The sequence below is a fragment of the Azospirillaceae bacterium genome, assembly GCA_028283825.1.
Lineage (GTDB): Bacteria > Pseudomonadota > Alphaproteobacteria > Azospirillales > Azospirillaceae > Nitrospirillum.
On sequence record JAPWJW010000003.1, the window covers coordinates 721,478 to 740,632 of the forward strand.

The window sequence follows — 19,155 nt, forward strand, 5'->3', positions numbered from 1 at the left end:
CGCAACGGGTGAGAATTTGGGGGAGCCTTCTTGATGCCCGCACCACGATGGAAGCTGGCGGCCCTGCTGGCCGGCACGGCCCTGGTCCTGCTGACCACGCACATGGCCATCACCAGCAGCCCGGCCAGCGCCGGCGACAAGCCGGTCGACCAGGCCAAGCCCGATGACAAGGGCGGTGACAAGGCCGGCGGCGACCGCGACTGGACGCCCAAGCATTTCACCGTCGACCGCACCGGCACCTTCAACGGCAAGCGCGTGGATTACCAGGTGCTGGCCGGCGAAACCCACCTGGTGAACGATAAGGAGGAGGACGCGGCCACCGTCTTCTCCACGGCTTACGTGAAGAAGGGCGTGAAGGACCCGACCCAGCGCCCGCTGATCTTCCTGTTCAACGGCGGCCCCGGTTCGGCCAGCCTATGGCTGCACATGGGGGCCTGGGGGCCCAAGCGCGTGGATGTGCCCAGCGACGGCACCAGCGCCGGCAGCCCGCCCTATCCCCTGAAGGACAACCCGCAAAGCCTGCTGGACGTGGCCGACCTGGTGTTCATCGACCCCGTCGGCACCGGCTACAGCCGCCTGATGCCCAAGGGGGATGAGAAGGATTATTACGGCGTCAAGCAGGACGCCCATTCCATCGCCCAGTTCATCCGCCGCTGGCTGACCGACCACAAGCGCTGGAACAGCCCCCTGTTCGTCGGCGGCGAAAGCTACGGCGGCATGCGCATCGGCGCCCTGATGCCCGAGTTGCTGGACAATGGCGCGCCCGTCGGCCTGAACGGCCTGATCGTCATTTCTGGCGCGGTGGACTATGGCGCGTTCGAATTCAACCGGGGCAACGACATCCCCTACCCCGCCTTCCTGCCCAGCTATGCCGCCATCGCCTGGTACCACAAGAAGATCGCCGACACCTCCATGGGGTTCGACGCCTTCATGAACCAGGTGCGCAAGTTCGCGGTGGAGGAATATCCGGTGGCCCTGCTGAAGGGCAACCGCATGACCCCGGCGGAGCGCAAGGGCGTGATCGACAAGCTGGCGCGCTACACCGGCTTGTCGCCCGCCTACCTGGACCACACCAACCTGCGCATCCGCGAGGTGCGCTACGCCAAGGAACTGCTGCGCGACCAGGGGAAGGTGCTGGGCATCTACGACGGCCGCTACACCGGCCAGGATTATGATTCGGTGGGCGACCAGATTGAGAACGACCCGTCCAGCTATGGCGTGGGTGCCGCCTTCGCCACCACGCTGCAAAGCTATCTGCTGAACGATCTGAACATCAAGATGGACCGGGAGTACCGAACCAGCGGCGACGTCGCCAAGAACTGGGACTGGAAGACCTGGGGCGACGAAGGCGGCGGCTACGCCAACGTGGCGCCCTGGTACGGCGACGCCATGCGCGAGAACCCCAAGATGAAGGTGTTCATGGCCGGCGGCTGGTACGACCTGTCCGTGCCCTTCTTCTCCAACGAGAACGCCATGAACGCCAACGGCGTGCCCACCGACCGCGTGAGCTTCAATTACTACGAGGCCGGGCACATGATGTACCTGAACCGCTCGGCGCTGGATAAGCTGACCGAGGACGTCCGCCGCTTCGTCAAGACGGCGGCACCAGGGGCCGGTGAATAAGCGCCCCGTAAACCGGTGAATAGGGGCCGGGCAATGCGCCCGGCCCCTAAAATAGGATAAAGCCCCCGAGACCTTACAGGGTCCAGGTAAAGATGGTGTAGGTGCTGACGGCGGTAGGCTGGTTTGTCATGTTGTACTGGATGATGTACTGCTCCCCCTTCACCATGGCGGCATTTAACTGGAAGTCAAATGTCCCACTGCTGGGTGCACTGGGGCCGTCGGAGAAGAAGGGCCAGTAAGCTACAGAGTCGGATCCAGGAACCTGAACCTGCGTACCCCGGTAAATGACAGCACAGTCGACATTACGGATGGGGTCATTATTTTCTGGCGTCGAGTAATGCACGGTCACGTGCGTATCATTTCCTGATTGGAATTCCGCGATGATGATCAATCGCGACGTCTGGGCCCGAATAACCAGCCCATCCGACAATTGCACAGTCGCAGCGAGCGAAAAACTGGCCCCTTCATAGGCTTGGGCATAATACGCAACCGTATAATGCCCCTTGGTGAAGTCCACGCCATCGCCGAATAGCTCAAACGTCCCTGCGTTGTCAGAGGCTGTGGCCCGAGCAATGTACGTGCCAGTGACCGCGGGTCCCGCCCACACGCCGACATAAGTTTGGGAGTGGTCCGCCGGCGGCCTGACCGAACCCTTGATCGCATGGTAATTGCCAACGATCGCTGTCGGACTGGCAACGACATCGGACAAATAGGTGCTGGTTAGCGCGGCTGGCACCGCGTCATGAGATACAGGCATTGCCTTCCTCCCCAAGCGCCTCGGAACCACCAAAAGTAGCAGTTCACCGTGGCAATGCTTTATATCACGAAATAATTCCAAAAAACACACGCATAGATAGTACACTCATCCAAGACAATAATGCGGGTTCGCGTCCCTGACAGACAGGTCGCGTGACACTGCTGACACTCGCTGCCATCGGTGGATTGAACCGGCCGTCAAGTCGCCGCGGACAGTCCTGTGGCGAGACGTGCCATGCCATTCTGGATCGCTGGCGTCATATAAGGGAAACGAGGCGGGGATCGTCCGTCAAAACGCGACGCGGCGCACCGGCATGCGGAACCGTTCCACCGACAGTTCGACCTCTGGATGGGGGAAGGCCTGAAGGGCATTCACCAAGGCCCGGCCGGATAGCGGCCCCGTCGTCGCCTCCGAAATGGGAATGTCCCCTTCGCCGTCCGTGTTCGCCCCAGCTTGGGAATCCGCATGCCGGGCGGCGAGAATTTGAAGGGCCTTCGGTCGTGGGACGTCTTCCATCAACGCTCACCGCGTCTTATCGGCCGCCGTCATGGCGGCATCCGCGCTGGCGAAATGCCTGATCTTGGGCTCACACCCCCGGGTCGCGGGCGATGTCGAAAGCCAGGTGCCGTCGGGCCGCTGAACGGCCCAGGGGAAACGGTCATTCGGGAGGGCAAGCGCCACGATCATGCCGTCCAGCCTGACCCACGAGCCGTCGCTCTCTTCCACCCAATCCAGATCGTCCAGCAATTGTCCCATTATCCCTCCCCGCCGGCTTCATCCGGCGGTTGAGTGTTTAGTGCCAGTACCTTAGATGTCCAGGGTTTATTCCATGACTTGATGGATCTTTGGTGCAGACGCCGTAGATGGTCTGCACAGTTTTTCACGCCACTGCCGGCCTCGCGCGGGTGACGAAGGCGGCCAAGCCCAGGGCCGCGACCAACAGCACGGCCGCCAGCATATAGGGCGAGCCGGACGGCAGCATGGCCAGCGGCCCCACGCTGTCGGCCAGCACGCTGGTGAACAGCACCGGGCCGATCATGCCGGTGACGCCACGAATACTGACCAGGGTGCCTTGCAGCAGGCCTTGCTCGCTGGCCGACACCTGCGCCGACATGATGCCCTGTGCCGCCGGGCCCACCATGCCCCACAACGCCACCAGGGGGATGCCGCAGAAGAAAGCCGCCGCCGTGGGGGCGCCACCGAAGACGGCGAAACCCAGGGCGCCGAAGCCCAGGCCCAGCAACAGAGTGCGGCGGGCGCCGATGCGCTTGACCACGCGGCCCACCAGGCCGCCCTGCACCACCGTGCTGCACACGCCGACCACGGCCAGGGTGCAGCCGACCATTTCCGGCCCCCAGCCGTAGCGGTCGTTGACGTAGATGACGAAGGCGTTGTTCAGCGCCTCATGCGCCAGATAATAAAGCCAAAGGATGCCGCCCAGGCCCAGCAGGCCCGGGGCGGAGCGCAGCACGGCCAGGGCGCCCAAGGGATTGGCCCGCCGCCAGGAGAAGACGCCGCGCCGGTCAACCGGCAGCGATTCCGGCAGGACGAACAGACCGTAGCAGGCGTTGGCCAGGCTCAAGGCCCCGGCGATCCAGAACGGCAGGCGCGGGCTGATGCCGCCCAGCAAACCACCCACCGCCGGCCCGACTATGAAACCCAGGCCGAAGGCGGCCCCCAGCATGCCGAAGGCGCCCGCCCGCTTTTCCGCCGGCGTCACGTCGGCGATGTAGGCCGACGCGGTGGTGAAGCTGGCCGCCGTGATGCCGGCCACGATGCGCCCCACCACCAGCCAGCCCAGGCTGGGCGCCACCCCCATCATCAGGTAATCGAAGCCCAGGCCGAAGCAGGACAGCAGCAGCACCGGCCGCCGCCCGAACCGGTCCGATAGCGCGCCCATAAGGGGGGAGAACAGGAACTGCATGGCGGCGAACAGGGTGCTGAACAGGCCCACCATGTGGGCGGCGCGCGCGTTGTCGCCGTCCAGGAAGCCCTTCAGCAGGTCCGGCATCACCGGGATGCTGATGCCCAGCGCCAGCACGTCCAGCAGCGCGGTCACGAAAATGAAGGCCAGCGCGGCACGACGCGGAGGGGTGACAGTCATCTCACAGGCTCTACAGGAACGGCGGAAGGAGAAAGGCCCCTACCCTTAATCCTTTTGCGGGCGGGCGGGGAGTCCGGAAAGGCGGGTCCGGGCAAAGTGTCCATCCCTTGGCCACGCCCTCTGGGGCCACACCCCCTGGCTTCCCCCAGCGCGGCCTTATATGGTGCCCGCCACGACTTCAGGATTGCTTACAAGGGGAACAGCGTCATGCGTCAGGTCAGTTGCGTTCTGGATGCCCAGGCCCAATTGGGCGAATGCCCACGGTGGGACGCGACTGAGGGCGTGCTGTACTGGGTGGACATTCCGGCCAAGACGCTGCATCGCTTCGATCCCGTCACCGGCCATGATGCGTCGCGCGGCTTCAATCAGCCGGCGGCCTGCCTGGCCCGCCATGGGGACCATGGCTTCGCCCTGGGCATGAAGGATGGGTTCGCCCTGCTGTCCGACTTCGCGGCCGAGCCCACGCCCATCGGCGTCCAGGTGGAGGCGACGCGGCCCGACAACCGCTTCAACGACGGCCGCTGCGACCGCCTGGGCCGTTTCTGGTCCGGCACCCTGGACGGCACCAAGCAGCACCGGAACGGCGCCCTCTATCGCCTGGGCACCGATGGACAGGTGACCGAGGTGACAACCGGCTTCCTCACCAGCAACGGCATCGCCTTTTCCCCCGACGACCGCACGCTGTACCTGTCGGACACGCCCAACCACGTCATCCACGCTTATGATTTCGACCTGGCGTCGGGACATATCGCCAACCAGCGCCTCTTCCACCAGTTTCCCCACGGCCTGGGCCGGCCGGACGGCGCCTCGGTGGATGCGGAGGGCTGCTACTGGACGGCGCTGTACGACGGCGGCCGGGTGGTGCGCCTGTCGCCGGCCGGCGACATCCTGGAAGAGGTCGCCATCCCCGCCCGCCTGTGCACCATGATCGCCTTCGGCGGCCCGGACCTGAAGACCGCCTACGTCACCACCGCCCGGCAGAAGCTGGACGAGGCCGAACTGGCCGAACACCCGCAGTCCGGCGGCATCTTCAGCTTCCGCGTCGATGTGCCCGGCCTGCCGGAGCATGCGTTCGGGGGGTGAAGAAAATGGCGACGGCTCAAAATCGAGCGGCGAAATGGATGGGTGGTGGCTGCATCCTGCTTGGCTTGTTCTTGCTTGGCCCTTTTACCCTTGCGCTACTGGCCATGGGGCCAGTCACCTTCATACAATTCTTTTCAAGCATGCTTACCACCCCCAATATAACGGGTGTCAGCCGCGCTATCTTCATGGCGGCCTTGGGGCTCATTAACTTGATTCTGGGAATCGGCCTGACCATCCGAGAGATAAGACGCGCACGAGGAGCCTGAAACCCAAGTAGTTCAATCGTCCCCCGCCGCCGCCTCGGTGGCCGGGCGTATATGGTGGGGATGATGGCCGCTCATCTCCGCGCCGGCATCCTCCCGCAGGCGGATGAAGAACAGCAGCGACGCCAGGCCGATGGCCATGATCACCAGGAAGGCCACGGTGAAGTCCTGCGGGGCCAGGTGCTCCACCCCTCGCCAGGTCATCGAGGTGTGAAGCGCCAGGGCGCCGGTGGCCACGCCCATGCCCAGCGACACCTGCTGCACCATGGACGACAGGCTGGTGGCGCTGCTCATGCGATTGGCCGGCACATCGGCGAAGGCCAGCGTGTTCAGGCCGGTGAACTGGAGGGAGCGCAGGAAGCCGCCGACCAGCAGCACCGCCAGCACGATGGCGATGGGGGTATCCGGCCGGATCAGGCCGATAACGCCGGTCAGCAGGCCGGACACCACGCTGTTGACCACCAGCGCCTGGCGGAAACCGTAGCGGCGCAGGATGGGGCCGGCGGTCATCTTCATGACCAGGGCGCCGGCGGCGGTGGCGAAGGTCAGCAGGCCGGAAACGAAGGCCGTCATGCCGAACCCCACCTGCAGCATCAGCGGCAGCAGGAAGGGCACCGCCCCCATGCAGATGCGGAACAGCGAACCGCCCATGACGGAGATGCGGAAGGTGTCGGTCTTCAGCAGGCCCAGGTCGATCAGCGGGTGCGGGTGGCGCTGCGAATGGCGCACGGCCACGACGCCGATGGCGACGCCGACGGCCAGCAGAGCGGGCGCCACGCGCCAGTCCACACCATCGCGGCCAATGGATTCGAACCCCGCCATCAGGGCCGCCAGCGCCAGACCGGAGGTGACGAAACCCCAGCCGTCCAGCTTGGCCACGCCCTCTTCCCGATGGTCGGCGATGTAGCGCCACGACAGGTACAGGCCCAGCAGGCCGATGGGGATGTTGATGAAGAAAATCCAGCGCCACGACAGGTAGGTCGTCAGCAGGCCGCCGATGGGCGGGCCGATCAGCGGCCCCACCATGGCCGGCGTCGTCAGGTAGTTCATGGCGCGGACCAACTGGTCCTTGGGCACGGTGCGCAGCAGCACCAGCCGCCCCACCGGCACCATCATGGCGCCGCCGATGCCCTGCACCAGCCGGGCCAGCGCCAGCTCCGGCAGCGACTGGCTGAGCCCGCAGCAGATGGAGCCCAGGGTGAACAGCACGATAGCCGCGCGGAACACGCGGCTGGACCCGAAACGGTCGGCCACCCAGCCGCTGATGGGGATGAAGACCGCCAGGCTCAGGATATAGGCGGTGATGGCCAGGCTGAGATGCACGGGGCTGACGCCGAAACTCTCGCCCATGGCCGGCAGGGCCGTGGCCAGGACGGTGGCGTCCAGGTTCTCCATGAACAGGGCGCAGGATATGATGAGGGCGACCAGCATTGCCGACGCGGAGCCTTTCATCCGGCAAATGGGATGTGGGGAAAATCGCTACTTACCGTTCGAAATTTGGGCAAGTGGACACCGGTGACAAGTGTCGCGCGGGCATGGCTGACCGTCATGCATGACCCTACTGCAAGTTCGCGGTGCGGCTATAGGTTCCGCGCCGCCGCCTCCCCGCTCTCCATGGCCACCTCCTGCACAAAATCCAGGAACGCCCGTACCTTGGCGGGCGGCAGATGGCGGGAGGGGTGATAAGCGTAGAGGGGAAAGCGCTCCTCCGCCCAATCGGGCAGGACCTGGACCAAGGCGCCCGAGGCCAGCCAGGGTTCCAGCCCCAGTTCCAGGCTTTGGAACAGTCCCTGCCCCGCAGCACAGGCGGCCACCGCCACCGACGGGTCGTCCACCATCAGCCGGCCGGCGACGGCCACCGTCACCGTTTCCCCGCCCCGGTGGAATTCCCACCCGAAGGGCCGGCCGGTCAGCGGGTTGCGGAACTGCAGCCCCTCATGTCCCACCAGATCCTGCGGGGTCGCGGGCACGCCCCGCCGCTCCAGATAGGCGGGCGCAGCGCAGGTCAGCACCCGCGTCTCCAGCAGCTTGCGCACGATCAGGGAGGCGCCCTCCGGCGGACCGAAGCGCACGGCCACATCCACGCCGGCCATCATCTCCTCCCGGTGGTTGCTGAGCGCCAGATCCACGCTCACCCGCGGGTAGCGCGCCATGAAGTCCGGCAAGCGCGGGCCCAGCACCATGCGGGCGAACCAAGGATCGACCGAGACGCGCAGACGCCCCGCCACCACCGACTGGGCGCCGGCGGCATCGGCCGCCGCGTCCTCCAGCCCGGCCAGCAACGGTGCCACCTGGTCATGAAAGCGCCGCCCCTCCTCCGTCAGGGTGACGGCGCGGGGGCCACGGTCGAACAGGCGCACACCCACCCTGGCCTCCAGCCGCGCCACCGCCCGGCTGACGCCGGATGGCGTCAGGCCCATGGCCTCCCCCGCCCGGGCGAAATTACCGGCTTCGATCACGGCGGCCATGACGCCGATGCCGGTCAGCAGGCGCGCGTCGAAACCCATCCTCATCCCCATCATGACTGAACATCACAGTATAATTGACAAGCATGCGCCTGACTCAATGCCGGTGACGGCATACGACTCCCCCACCACCATCATGGGAGAGAGAGCATGCATGTCATCACAGGCATCACCGGCAAGGTCGGGGACGCGCTGGCCCACGCCCTTCTGGCAAGCGGCCACTCTGTGCGCGCCGTGGTGCGCGACGCCGCCAAGGGCGCGCCATGGGCGGCAAGGGGATACGATGTCGCCGTGGCCGCGATGGAGGATGCCGGGGCGCTGGGCCGGGCCTTCACCGATGCGGAGGCCGTCTTCATCCTGCTGCCGCCCAATTTCGATCCGGAACCGGGATATCCCGCCACCCGGCGGATGATCGAGGCCATCGCCGCCGCCCTATCGGCCACCCGGCCGGCCAAGGTTGTGTGCCTGTCCACCATCGGCGCCGATGCCGCAGAGGACAATCTGCTGAGCCAACTCACCCTGCTGGAACAGCACTTGGCGATGCTGGACCTGCCCGTCACCTTCCTGCGCGCCGCCTGGTTCATGGACAACGCCCTGTGGGACGTGCCGGCCGCGCGGGATGAGGGGATCTTACGCAGCTTCCTGCAACCGCTGGACCGGGCCATCCCCATGATGGCGGCCCGCGACGTTGGCCACGTGGCGGCAAGGCTGATGCGGCAGGAATGGACCGGCACGCGGGTGGTGGAACTGGCGGGGCCTGCCCCCGTTTCGCCCACCGACCTGGCCGCCGCCTTCGCCCGCGCCCTGGGCCGGCCGGTGCGGGCGGAATCGGTGCCGCGCGACACATGGGCGGCTTTGTTCCACGCCCAAGGCATGGCGAACCCGGGCCCCCGCATGCGTATGCTGGACGGCTTCAACGCGGGCTGGATCGCATTCACGGGCGGGCACCAGCGCCTGCGGGGCGACACCACCCTGGCGGACGTCATCATGGCGCTTGGCTTGGGCGCGCCATCCCCTTAGGAAGGAAGGCGTTTTCCACATTCCAAGAACGGGCAAGGTTCCTACCATGAAGCTGTATTACAAGTCCGGCGCGTGCTCCCTGTCCCCGCACATCGTGGCGCTGGAGGCCGGCCTGGACATCGCCATCGAGGCGGTCAATCTCCAGACCAAGCTGACCGAGAGCGGCGCCAACTTCCTGGAAGCCAACCCCAAGGGCGCCGTTCCCGCCCTGGCGCTGGACGACGGTACCCTGCTGACCGAGGGTGCGGTGATCGTGCAGTACCTGGCCGACCAGGCGCCCGCCAGCGGCCTGCTGCCCACCGGCGGCACCGCCCGCTACAAGGTGCAGGAGTGGCTGAATTTCGTCGCCACCGAACTGCACAAGGGCTTCAGCCCCTTCTTCAACCCGGCCACGCCGGACGCCTACAAGGACGTGGCGCGCGCCAACCTGGTGCGCCGCTACACCTACCTGGAAAGCACCCTGGCCGACGGCCGCGCCTACCTGACGGGTGAGACCTTCACCGTGGCCGACGCCTATGCCTACGTCGTGCTGAGCTGGAACGCCGCCTCGGGCGTGGACCTGACGGCCTATCCCAAGCTGTCCGCCTTCTTCGCCCGCGTGGGCGCGCGGCCGAAGGTGCAGGCCGCCCGCAAGGCCGAAGGGCTGGCGGCGTAAGGATCCCTCACGCCTGAATGACGAAGGGCCGCCTCAACCGGGGCGGCCCTTTTGTTTTCAATCAATCGGCCAGTGTTTCGCCTCATAATCGACGAGCGCCAAGGCAAGCGCATCAAATTCACCGGCCACCGTCGTTCCTGGCGCCGGTTCATTGTCAAAGAAAGGCCGGATATCGGCCAACGCCTTTTCATAGTCCGCTTCGCTGCGCAAGGGGCGGAAGTTCATCATACGTCCTCCGCGTCAATTCAATCGCACTCAGGACTCCAGGGCCTGATTATCGCGCATCTGTTTCAGCATGTCGCGGCCGGCATCGTTCACGATCTGGCCGAACGCGCCATACATCATATCCAGGCTGGCGCGCGCGACGGGGCCGCCGGGATCGGTCTTTTCCGGCGGTATGTGGGGATACTCACCGCCGTCCACCTCCCCCGTCTCAGGATTGACCAGGGAGACCAAGTGGCGGGTTTCCACATAGCCGTGATCGGTCATGTCCTTCGTCTGCGCCAGCAGGTAGAGGGTGGGGCCGTTCAGACCGCCGCTGGGAAAGCTGGACAGGAAACGCTGCTTGTCCACCGCCGCCGTGCCACCGGCGCTCAACTTGCCGTACAGCGCATCGGCATCGGCCTTGTCCCCTTGGCCAGACGCGACCGCGGCCCGCACCTCCTCGGCACTCAGAACGCCGTCCTTATCGGCGTCACTGACATCGAATATCTGCGCCAACGCCCCTTGCCGGATGGGGGTGTCATCGCCGGTGGCAGGATGGTCGATACCAACGGATATGCCCCGGTCAACTACTGGAAAACTGACCATCGTTCCCGCGCCTCACTCTATGGGTGGGTGATGCGAGACAAACATGCAACCTTTAGGCCGCCCCCCAAGTCCTTGATATGAGGCGCGCTGGGCACCGGTGGCGCCCGGCAGGAAGGGCAGCGATGGCATTTCCTGCCGGGCGGCCCCTGCGCAAACTGCCCGGTCAACGCAGGGCGTAGCCACCGTCCGGGTACAGGATCGAACCGGTGGTGTAGCCGTTTTTCATCAGGAACAGCACGGTGTCGGCCACCTCATCCTCCGTCCCTGGCCGCTTGAGCAGCGACAGGTCACGGTATTGGGCAAAGGCGGCCTCGCGCACTTCCGCCGGGCGGCTGCCCCACAGATGGCCGTCGATGGTGCCGGGTGAGACGGTGTTGACGCGGATGGGGGCCAGTTCGATGGCCAGCGCGCGGCCCAGTCCCTCGATCGCGGCATTGCAGGCGGCGTAAGCCGATCCACCCTTCAGGGGGCGGGCACCGGCGGCACCGGCCATCAGGGTGATGGAACCCTCCGCCGAAAGCCGTGGCAGGGCGGCACGCACGGCGCGATACTGGCCCCAGAACTTGGACCGGAAGGGGCTTTCCGCCGCGTCGTCGTCCGGGTCGGTGACCGGCACCACGGTGTAGGTCGCCGCCGACACGAACAGATGATCCAGTGCCCCGACGTGACCGAAGAAATCCTCAATGGCGGCGCGGTCGCCGGTATCCACGGTGAACGCCCGCGCGCCACCCCCGAGTTCGGCCACCGCCTTGACCAGGCGATCGGGGTTACGGCCACCGATGACCACCTTCGCCCCCTCGGCAGCGGCCTTGCGGCCAACCGCCAAACCGATGCCGGAGCCGCCGCCGATCAGGACGATCGTCTTGTTTTCCAGTGACATGATGCCAGTCCACCTTGCTGCCGATGTCCAGGCCCATGCCTGGGCGGGGCACTATAGGAACGGCGCTGGCATCACCCAACCGAAACCATCACACCTCACGGAATGAACGCGCCCCCCACCCCGGCCCAGCCGGGCTCGCCCTCCGCCACCACAAGATCGTCATGTACGGCGATCACACCCGGCGCGTTCTCCGCGGCGACGCGCAAGGCCTGGGCCACGCGGGCGTCGTAGACGACGCCGGCCAGGGTGACGGCGCCGTCCTTCACCGCGACCTCGACCCGCGAGTCCGCCCACCAGCGCTTGTCCGACAGTTCGGCCAGCAGGCGATAGCGAATCTCGCTGTCCAGCAAGGGCGGGTCGTCCAGGGTTTGCGTCTCGCCATCCAGGGCCCGCAGCAGGGCACGCACGATGTCGGCACGGCTGATCACGCCGGCCAGGCGGCCGTGGGCCAGCACAGGCAGGCGCTTCACCACATGGCGGTCCATCAGGGCCACTGCGGTGGCGATATCGTCGTCGATGTCCACGGTGACGACGTCGCGGGTCATCACCTCGTCCACCCGGCGGCCATGGACCTTGCTGTAATGGTCGGCCTGGTCGCCGGGGGCGGTGAACAGGCGGCGCCACCAGCCGACCGGCCGTTCCGTCCCCGTCTCGGTCCGGCGCAACAGGTCGCCCTCGGTCAGGACGCCGACGACCACCTGGCCGCCCGCCTCATCCTCCACCACGGGCACGCCGCTGATGCGGTTGCGCACGATCAGGCGCAGGGCATCGACCAGGCGGTCGCCGGGATGCACGGTCAGGACGCCGGGCGTCATGATCTGGCGCACGGCGGTGGGATTGGCGGGATTGAAAGGTTCGATTTTCGGGGCGGGCGCGGTCATGGCGGCATCCTCCGGTTTGGGATGGCCGCCATCATCAACCTAAGCAAGAGGGGCGTCTTTGATGCCGATCAATCACCCATCCATCCAATCACTGTCCGAACCGAATTCGGCCGCGGCGAAGTCCAGGAAGCTGCGCAGCTTGGGCGTCATGCGCCGGTCGGGCGCGTAGAGGATGTGCATGGGCCGGCCGGGCACCGTATAGCCCGGCAGCAAGGCGCGCAATCGGCCAGCCGCCAGGTCGGCCCGCGCCACCTCAACCGGTTGCAAGCCCACGCCCAGCCCGGCCAGCACCGCCACCTGCAAGGCCTCGCCACTGTCGATGCACAGCCGGCCGGTGACGGGCACGGTCACGCGGCCGTCCGGCCCGTCAAACGGCCAACTGGCCCGCAGTGCCGTGTTGGGAAACAGCAGGCATTCGTGTCGGGCCAAATCCAGGGGGTGAATCAGGGGCGGATGAGCATCCAGGTACGATGGCGCGGCGCACAGCACCAGCCGATAGGGCGCCAGGGCCCGGGCCATCAGCCGGCTGTCCGCCAAGTCGCCGATGCGGAAGACCACGTCGTACCCTTCGTCGATCAGATCCACCCGCCGGTTGGCCAGCGTCAGGTCGACCGACACCTCCGGACAGGACCGCAGATAATCCGGCAGCCGGGCGGTCAGGGCGTGGATGCCGAAACTGACCGGGGCGTTGACGCGCAGGCGGCCACGTGGCGCGGCACGGCTTTCCGCCGCCAGGCTGTCCGCCGCCTCCACCTCCGCCAGGATGATCTTGGCGCGTTCATGATAGATGCGGCCGATGTCCGTCAGGCCCTGGCGGCGGGTGGTGCGGTTCAGCAGCCGCACGCCCAGATGCTGTTCCAGCGCCTGGACATGCTTACCCACCAGTTGCGACGACAGGCCGAGCGCGTCCGCCGCCGCGGAAAACGACCCAAGCTCCACCGCCTGGACGAAGATGCGCATGCTGGTCAGGCGATCCATTCCATCCAATTCATTTCTAATGAATGATCATTGCCACGATTTATCACATTTCGTTGGCAGACGTACAGTCGGGGCATCAACAGCCCAGACCAGAGATGATCAAATGACCAATCAAGAGATCGCCACCGCCGTCGCCCACATGCGGGCGGAATACCGCGCCATGATCCCGTCCGCCGGCATGCCCGATCCGGTGGCCGAGGTGCGCACCCTGGCCGTTCCCGCGCATGGCCCCATCCGTACCATCCCGGCCGTGCTCTACGTCCCCGCCACGGCCGAGGCCGGCGCACCCTTGCCGGTAATCCTGTTCATCCACGGCGGCGGCTTCTCGGCCGGGGACCTGGAAACGCATGAGGTGCTGGCTCGCGCCATCGCCAACAAGGCCCAGGCGCTGGTGCTGTATGTCGATTACCGCCTGGCGCCGGAACACCCCTTCCCCGCCGGCCTGGACGACGTCTACGCCACCCTGGAATGGCTGACCGCCCATGCGCCCGAGATCGGCGGCGACCCGGCCCGCATCGCGCTGGCCGGCGACAGCGCCGGCGCCACCCTGGCAGCGGCGACCACCCTGCTGGCCCGGGACCGGCACGGCCCCGCCATCGTCGCCCAATGGCTGATGTACCCCACCATCAGCAACAAGATGGACACCCCGTCCTGGGACGAATACGGCGACACCCATTTCCCGACGAAGGCGGCGAAGGGCGTCTTCATGGCCGCCTACATTCCGGAAGGCACCGATCCCTACGGCCCCCTGGTGGCGCCACTGTGGGCCGACAGCCACGCCAGCCTGCCGCCGGCCCTGGTGCAGACGGGAGAGGTGGATCCCCTGCGCGATGAGAGCGTGGCCTATGCCCAGGCCCTGGCACGTGCCGGCGTGACGGCCGAGGCCATCGTCTACCCTGGCCAGATCCACGGCTTCATGCAGTTCTTCAAGAACCGGAAGGACAACCCGGCCGGCGAGGCGGCGGTGGACAGGGGCGTCGCGTTCCTGAAGGCCGCGTTCTCAGCCTAAGAAACGATGCGCGCACCCTGTGCTATACAATGCCAGGGTGCGCACCTGCACGGCTGCCTCAGGAGATCGTGCCCATGTACATCGCCGGCCTGGTCATTCCCGTGCCCGAGGACAAGATGGCGGCCTATCGGTCATGGGTCGAGAACGGCGCCGCCATCTTCAAGCGATACGGCTGCCTGGAAATCGTGGAGGCATGGGAGGACTTCGTGCCCGACGGCAAGCAAACGGATTTCCGTCGCGCCGTCGCCGCCAAGCCGGGGGAGAAGATCGTCTTCAGCTGGCAAATCTGGCCGGACAAGGCCAGCCTGGATGAAGCTGAGAACCGCATGCACGCCGACGGCATCCTGGATACGGCCGGCACGCCACCGTTCGACGCCCAACGCCTGATCCTGGGCTGCTTCACGCCCCTGTTCACGATGGGGCGAAGCTAAACAGACGCCGTCAGGCACCGGGAGCCCATGCCGCCTGGATCAGCAGGCGGTGCCGTCGTCCAGGATGGGGGCAACCAGGCTGTGCAGGGTCAGGGCGTCAGGGGCGGCACGCAGTGTCGCCGCCAGGGCCGGGTCGCGCAGCGCGCGGCTGATGCGGGCCAGCGCCTGCAAATGGGCGTTGCCGCAATGCATGGGCGTCAACAGGCCGAACACCAGGTCGACCGGGGCGCCGTCGATGGCCTCGAACTCCACCGGGCGGGCCAGACGCAGGAAGGCGCCGATGGGCCGGCTGATGGTGTGGAAACGCGCATGCGGAATGGCGATGCCGGCACCAACGCCGGTGGAGCCCAGGGCCTCTCGGGCGCGCAGGTCATCCAGCACGGCGCCCAAATCCAGGGCGCCGGTCGCCGCGATGCGCAGGGCGACTTCCTTGAGGACGCCGTCCTTGGTCAGGGGTGCCAGGCCCAAACCGACAGCGGACGGGGACAGGGCGGAGATCGGGGCCGACGTGCCTTCGGACGTGATCTGGGCCATGACGTCAGCGACCTGCGGGGCGGTGAAAGCCGGCCCGGTCGCAACGCTGAAGCGGTGCATGGAGACAACCATACTGGTGACCGATCGCCGTCAAATAAGCGATCCGGCGCCGTTTGGAAAGCCCCATCTGCGTCAGCATAACGCACCCGCAGCATGGGAATGGGCGCACACGCGGAATCGTTTCCGTGAAAAGCCCATGGAATCAGATGGATTCATCATTGACCACCAGGCGATAGCCGATGCCCGGTTCCGTCTGGATGATTCCCGGCGCGTTGGGATCGCTTTCGATCTTCTGGCGCAGCATGCGGATGTAGACCCGCAAATACTGCACCTCGTCTTCCTTGGCCGGCCCCCAGACTTCCTTCAGGATTTGCCGATGGGTCAGAATCTTGCCGGCATGCGCCGCCAGATAGCGCAGCAGATCGAATTCCGTGGGCGACAAATGCAACTTTTCATCGCCCCGACTCACGTGACGATTGACCAGGTCGATCTCCAGCCCGCCGGCGTTGACCACCGACCGGCCGCCCTGCTGCTGCACCGCGTGGCGCAAGGCCGCCCGGATTCGGGCCATCAGTTCGGCGGTGCCGAAGGGCTTGGTGACATAATCGTCCGCACCCAGGTCCAAGGCCGCCACCTTGTCATCCTCCTGGTCGCGGCTGGACAGGATGATGACGGGCGTGGGCCGTTCCGCCTTCAGGCGGCCCACCAGATCCAGGCCGTCGCCATCGGGCAGGCCCAGATCCAGCAGCACCAGGTCGACGCCGGGCAGGCGCGCCTGCACCAGCCCCTCCTGCGCCGTCGCGGCCTCCACCACCGTCCAGCCCTGGGGAGTCAGCACGGCGCGCAGCAGGCGGCGGATCGCCACCTCGTCCTCGATCACCAGGATGCGATGCGGTTTGCTCATAACTCTCTCTACTCCAGCATCCAGGCGTCGAGCGCGTCATCGGTGGGCAGGGTCAGCTCGAACACCGCACCCGTCCGGTCGGTGCGGTTGGTCGCCTTGATGGTGCCGCCCAGCGCCGTCATGAAGCCCCGGCAGATGGCCAAGCCCAGGCCGGTGCCGGCCTGGCGGTGGTCGCGCGCCTCCACCCGGTAGAACTTGTCGAAGATGCGTTCCAGGCTGTCGGGCGGAATGCCCACGCCTTCGTCCACCACCCGGATCAGGACATGGTTATGCCGTCGCGCCGCCGTCACCTGAATGCGGCCCTCGGGACCCGAATATTTGGCGGCGTTGTCCAACAGGTTGAACAGCACCTGTTCCAGCAGCAGGTAATCGGTGCGCACCAACGGCAAGTCCGGCGCCAGGTCCAAATCCAGCGGCCGCCCGGCCAGGATGGGGCGCGCGCGTTGCGTCGCGGTGTGCACCACGTCCACCAGGTCGGTGGGTTCACGCCGGATGTCCAGCCCGGCCTCCAGCCGCGTCATGTCCAGCAGGTTGCGCACGAAGCGGCCCATGCGTTCGGATTCGGTCAGCAGATCGGTGGTCAACTGCGCGCGCACGGCGGGCTCCAGCCCCGCCCCCTCGTTCTTCAGGGTGGTGGCGGTGCCGATGATGGCGGCCAACGGCGTGCGCAGATCATGGGACAGTGAGGTCAGCATGGCGGAGCGCAGGCGCTCCGTCTCCCCCTCCAGCCGGGCCTTGTCGATGTCCTGCACCAGCTTCACGCGCTCGATGGCCACGGCGGCCTGGTCCATGATGGCGTCCAGCAGGCGGCGCTGGTCCGGCGTCAGGATGGGGCCGGGGTCGTCGGTGTCCACCCCCACCACCGCCACCACGCCGCGTTCGGTGCGCACCGGCAGGAACAGGCGCTGGGTCCCCGGCAGGGTGGGCGCCCCCCTGCCCGCCGGCTTGGCGTTGTCATAGGCCCAGCGGGCGGCGGCCAAGTCCATCTCCCCCACCTGGTCCTCCGGCGGATAGCCCGCCTTGACCTCCAGCGCCGCGTGGTCGTCGGGCATCAGCAGCACGACCCGCACCTTCAGCAGCAGCGCCACCTGGTGGGTGGTGGCCCACAGCAGATCCTCCATCTCCCCGATCCCGGCCAGCTTGCGCGCGAAGGAGAACATCTGGGCGGTGATGCGGGCGCGGTTGGCGGCGATGGTGGCCTGTTCGCGCACCCGCGCCGTCAGGCGGCTGGTGAAGACGGCGACGATGGTGAAGAACACCAGCGCCACCACGTTGGACGGGTCGCGAATGGTGAAGGTGTACAGCGGCGGCAGGAAAAAGAAGTTGTAGGCGGCGACGCTGAGGAACGAGGCCAGCAAGGACGGGCCGTAGCCGTGCAGGATGGCGCTGGCCAGCACGGCGGCGATGTAGACCAGCGACAGGTTGCGCACGTCCATGGTGGTGCCAAGCAGGCGGCTGGCCACCGTCGCCAGCGCCACCAGCACCACCGCCACGCCGTAGGGGCGCAGGTTCAGGCCGCCGGCCTCGGGCTTGGTGTGGATGGTCTTGGGTGGTATCTCCTCCGCCTCCACCGCATCGCCGGCGATGACGTGGACGGAGATGGTGCCGGCCTTGCGCACCAGTTCATGGACGACGGAGCCGTGCACGATCTCGAACCAGCGCGACCGTTCCGACTTGCCGATGATGACATGGGTGAAGTTGTTGGCGCGGGCGTAGCCCAGCACGTCGGCGGCGATGGTGCGGCCGGGCACGGTGATGGCCTCACCGCCCAGCTGCTCCGCCAGGCGCAGGATGTCGGCGACGCGGTCGCGCGCCGCCTCCCCCATGCGCTGGGTGCGGGCGGTTTCCACGTACAGGGCGGTGAAGCGGGTCTTCAGCCGGTCGGCCAGGCGCTTGGCGTAGCGCACCAGGCCGCCGGCACTCCTGTCCTCCGACACGCAGACCAGCACGCGGTCGCCGGCGGCCCAAGGCCCCTGGATGGCGTGGCGCTGCATGTAGGACAGCATCTGGTCGTCCACCCGCTGGGCCGTGCGGCGCAGCGCCAGTTCGCGCAACGCCGTCAGGTTGCCGGGGGAGAAATAGTGCTTCAGCGCCCGCTGCGCCTGTTCGCGGATATAGACCTTGCCCTCGTTCAGGCGCTTGATCAGGTCCTGCGGCGGCAGGTCGATCACCTCGATCTCATCGGCGGTTTCCAGCACGCTGTCGGGCACCGTCTCGCGCACGCGGATGCGGGTGATCTGCGCCACCACGTCGTTCAGGCTTTCCACGTGCTGGATGTTCAGGGTGGTCAGCACGTCGATGCCGGCGGCCAGCAGTTCCTCCACATCGGAATAACGCTTGGCGTGGCGGCTGCCGGCGGCGTTGGTGTGCGCCAACTCATCCACCAGAGCCAGGCGGGGACGGCGGCGCAGCAGGGCGTCGATGTCCATCTCCTCCAGCGCGCGGCCCTTGTAGTCCAGGACACGGCGGGGCACGACCTCCAGCCCCGCCAGCATGGCCTCCGTCTCCCGCCGGCCATGGGTCTCCACCACACCCACCACCACGTCCACGCCTTCGGCCTTCAGTTGCCGGGCGGTTTCCAGCATCTGGTAGGTTTTGCCCACGCCGGGGGCGGCCCCCAGATAGATGCGCAGCTTGCCCCGGCGTTCCTGCATGGCCTGGCTCAACAGGGCGTCCGGCGACGGGCGATTGGAGTGGTCAGGATTGCTCAAGGGTGGTCTTTCAGAAACGGCAAGGGCCGCCGTCCGGGTCTGTTGGC

The 19,155-nt window shown here is 66.8% G+C and carries 21 protein-coding genes; 7 read left to right on the forward strand and 14 right to left on the reverse strand.

What is annotated here, in order from left to right; genetic code table 11:
• Positions 1-33 precede the first annotated feature (33 nt).
• Entirely contained in the window at positions 34-1,623 is a 1,590-nt protein-coding gene (locus PW843_15305; protein ID MDE1147966.1) for a peptidase S10, read from the forward strand.
• A 73-nt stretch (positions 1,624-1,696) separates the two neighbouring features.
• On the opposite strand, the gene PW843_15310 is transcribed toward PW843_15305, so the two are convergent.
• From PW843_15310 to PW843_15325, 4 genes are all read right to left on the reverse strand, one after another.
• On the reverse strand, positions 1,697-2,380 hold the full coding sequence (locus PW843_15310; protein MDE1147967.1) for a hypothetical protein: 684 nt from the start codon (positions 2,378-2,380) through the stop codon (positions 1,697-1,699).
• A gap of 288 nt (positions 2,381-2,668) precedes the next feature.
• Positions 2,669-2,896, reverse strand: coding sequence for a hypothetical protein (locus PW843_15315; protein ID MDE1147968.1), 228 nt, complete (start codon positions 2,894-2,896; stop codon positions 2,669-2,671).
• Between the two features lie 6 nt (positions 2,897-2,902).
• On the reverse strand, positions 2,903-3,136 hold the full coding sequence (locus tag PW843_15320) for a hypothetical protein (protein ID MDE1147969.1): 234 nt from the start codon (positions 3,134-3,136) through the stop codon (positions 2,903-2,905).
• A gap of 124 nt (positions 3,137-3,260) precedes the next feature.
• A complete protein-coding gene (locus PW843_15325) occupies positions 3,261-4,484 on the reverse strand; it encodes a TCR/Tet family MFS transporter (GenBank protein ID MDE1147970.1) in 1,224 nt (407 codons plus the stop codon).
• A 207-nt stretch (positions 4,485-4,691) separates the two neighbouring features.
• Between PW843_15325 and PW843_15330 the strand changes: the two genes are divergently transcribed.
• Together PW843_15330 and PW843_15335 are read left to right on the forward strand one after the other, a co-directional pair.
• A complete protein-coding gene (locus PW843_15330) occupies positions 4,692-5,567 on the forward strand; it encodes an SMP-30/gluconolactonase/LRE family protein (protein MDE1147971.1) in 876 nt (291 codons plus the stop codon).
• A 5-nt stretch (positions 5,568-5,572) separates the two neighbouring features.
• Positions 5,573-5,833 carry a hypothetical protein gene (locus PW843_15335; protein MDE1147972.1) on the forward strand — a complete coding sequence of 87 codons (261 nt, stop codon included), beginning with the start codon at positions 5,573-5,575 and terminating at the stop codon, positions 5,831-5,833.
• A 12-nt stretch (positions 5,834-5,845) separates the two neighbouring features.
• On the opposite strand, the gene PW843_15340 is transcribed toward PW843_15335, so the two are convergent.
• Both PW843_15340 and PW843_15345 read right to left on the reverse strand, forming a co-directional pair.
• Complete coding sequence (locus tag PW843_15340; protein MDE1147973.1) at positions 5,846-7,261, reverse strand: MDR family MFS transporter; 1,416 nt, start codon at positions 7,259-7,261, stop codon at positions 5,846-5,848.
• 149 nt (positions 7,262-7,410) lie between these two features.
• Entirely contained in the window at positions 7,411-8,337 is a 927-nt protein-coding gene (locus tag PW843_15345) for a LysR family transcriptional regulator (GenBank protein MDE1147974.1), read from the reverse strand.
• Positions 8,338-8,445: 108 nt separating this feature from the next.
• On the opposite strand from PW843_15345, the gene PW843_15350 reads away from it, so the two are divergent.
• Both PW843_15350 and gstA read left to right on the forward strand, forming a co-directional pair.
• Positions 8,446-9,315, forward strand: a complete 870-nt coding sequence (locus tag PW843_15350) for an NAD(P)H-binding protein (GenBank protein MDE1147975.1) — start codon at positions 8,446-8,448, stop codon at positions 9,313-9,315.
• A gap of 46 nt (positions 9,316-9,361) precedes the next feature.
• Positions 9,362-9,970: a glutathione transferase GstA gene (gene gstA, locus PW843_15355; protein ID MDE1147976.1), complete on the forward strand. Its 609-nt coding sequence runs from the start codon at positions 9,362-9,364 to the stop codon at positions 9,968-9,970.
• A 57-nt stretch (positions 9,971-10,027) separates the two neighbouring features.
• Here gstA and PW843_15360 read toward each other — a convergent pair whose 3' ends face one another.
• From PW843_15360 to PW843_15380, 5 genes are all read right to left on the reverse strand, one after another.
• Complete coding sequence (locus PW843_15360; GenBank protein ID MDE1147977.1) at positions 10,028-10,198, reverse strand: hypothetical protein; 171 nt, start codon at positions 10,196-10,198, stop codon at positions 10,028-10,030.
• A gap of 27 nt (positions 10,199-10,225) precedes the next feature.
• Entirely contained in the window at positions 10,226-10,690 is a 465-nt protein-coding gene (locus PW843_15365) for a hypothetical protein (protein MDE1147978.1), read from the reverse strand.
• A gap of 253 nt (positions 10,691-10,943) precedes the next feature.
• Positions 10,944-11,660: an SDR family oxidoreductase gene (locus tag PW843_15370; GenBank protein ID MDE1147979.1), complete on the reverse strand. Its 717-nt coding sequence runs from the start codon at positions 11,658-11,660 to the stop codon at positions 10,944-10,946.
• A gap of 95 nt (positions 11,661-11,755) precedes the next feature.
• Entirely contained in the window at positions 11,756-12,541 is a 786-nt protein-coding gene (locus tag PW843_15375; GenBank protein MDE1147980.1) for a CBS domain-containing protein, read from the reverse strand.
• Between the two features lie 72 nt (positions 12,542-12,613).
• Positions 12,614-13,519, reverse strand: coding sequence for a LysR family transcriptional regulator (locus PW843_15380; GenBank protein ID MDE1147981.1), 906 nt, complete (start codon positions 13,517-13,519; stop codon positions 12,614-12,616).
• Between the two features lie 103 nt (positions 13,520-13,622).
• Between PW843_15380 and PW843_15385 the strand changes: the two genes are divergently transcribed.
• Positions 13,623-14,528, forward strand: coding sequence for an alpha/beta hydrolase (locus tag PW843_15385; protein MDE1147982.1), 906 nt, complete (start codon positions 13,623-13,625; stop codon positions 14,526-14,528).
• Between the two features lie 74 nt (positions 14,529-14,602).
• Entirely contained in the window at positions 14,603-14,959 is a 357-nt protein-coding gene (locus PW843_15390; GenBank protein ID MDE1147983.1) for a DUF1428 domain-containing protein, read from the forward strand.
• 39 nt (positions 14,960-14,998) lie between these two features.
• On the opposite strand, the gene PW843_15395 is transcribed toward PW843_15390, so the two are convergent.
• The 3 genes from PW843_15395 to PW843_15405 form a co-directional block, all read right to left on the reverse strand.
• Positions 14,999-15,553: a PTS sugar transporter subunit IIA gene (locus tag PW843_15395; protein ID MDE1147984.1), complete on the reverse strand. Its 555-nt coding sequence runs from the start codon at positions 15,551-15,553 to the stop codon at positions 14,999-15,001.
• A gap of 142 nt (positions 15,554-15,695) precedes the next feature.
• Positions 15,696-16,397: a response regulator gene (locus PW843_15400; GenBank protein MDE1147985.1), complete on the reverse strand. Its 702-nt coding sequence runs from the start codon at positions 16,395-16,397 to the stop codon at positions 15,696-15,698.
• Positions 16,398-16,405: 8 nt separating this feature from the next.
• Positions 16,406-19,051: a sensor histidine kinase KdpD gene (locus PW843_15405; GenBank protein MDE1147986.1), complete on the reverse strand. Its 2,646-nt coding sequence runs from the start codon at positions 19,049-19,051 to the stop codon at positions 16,406-16,408.
• Positions 19,052-19,155 lie beyond the last annotated feature (104 nt).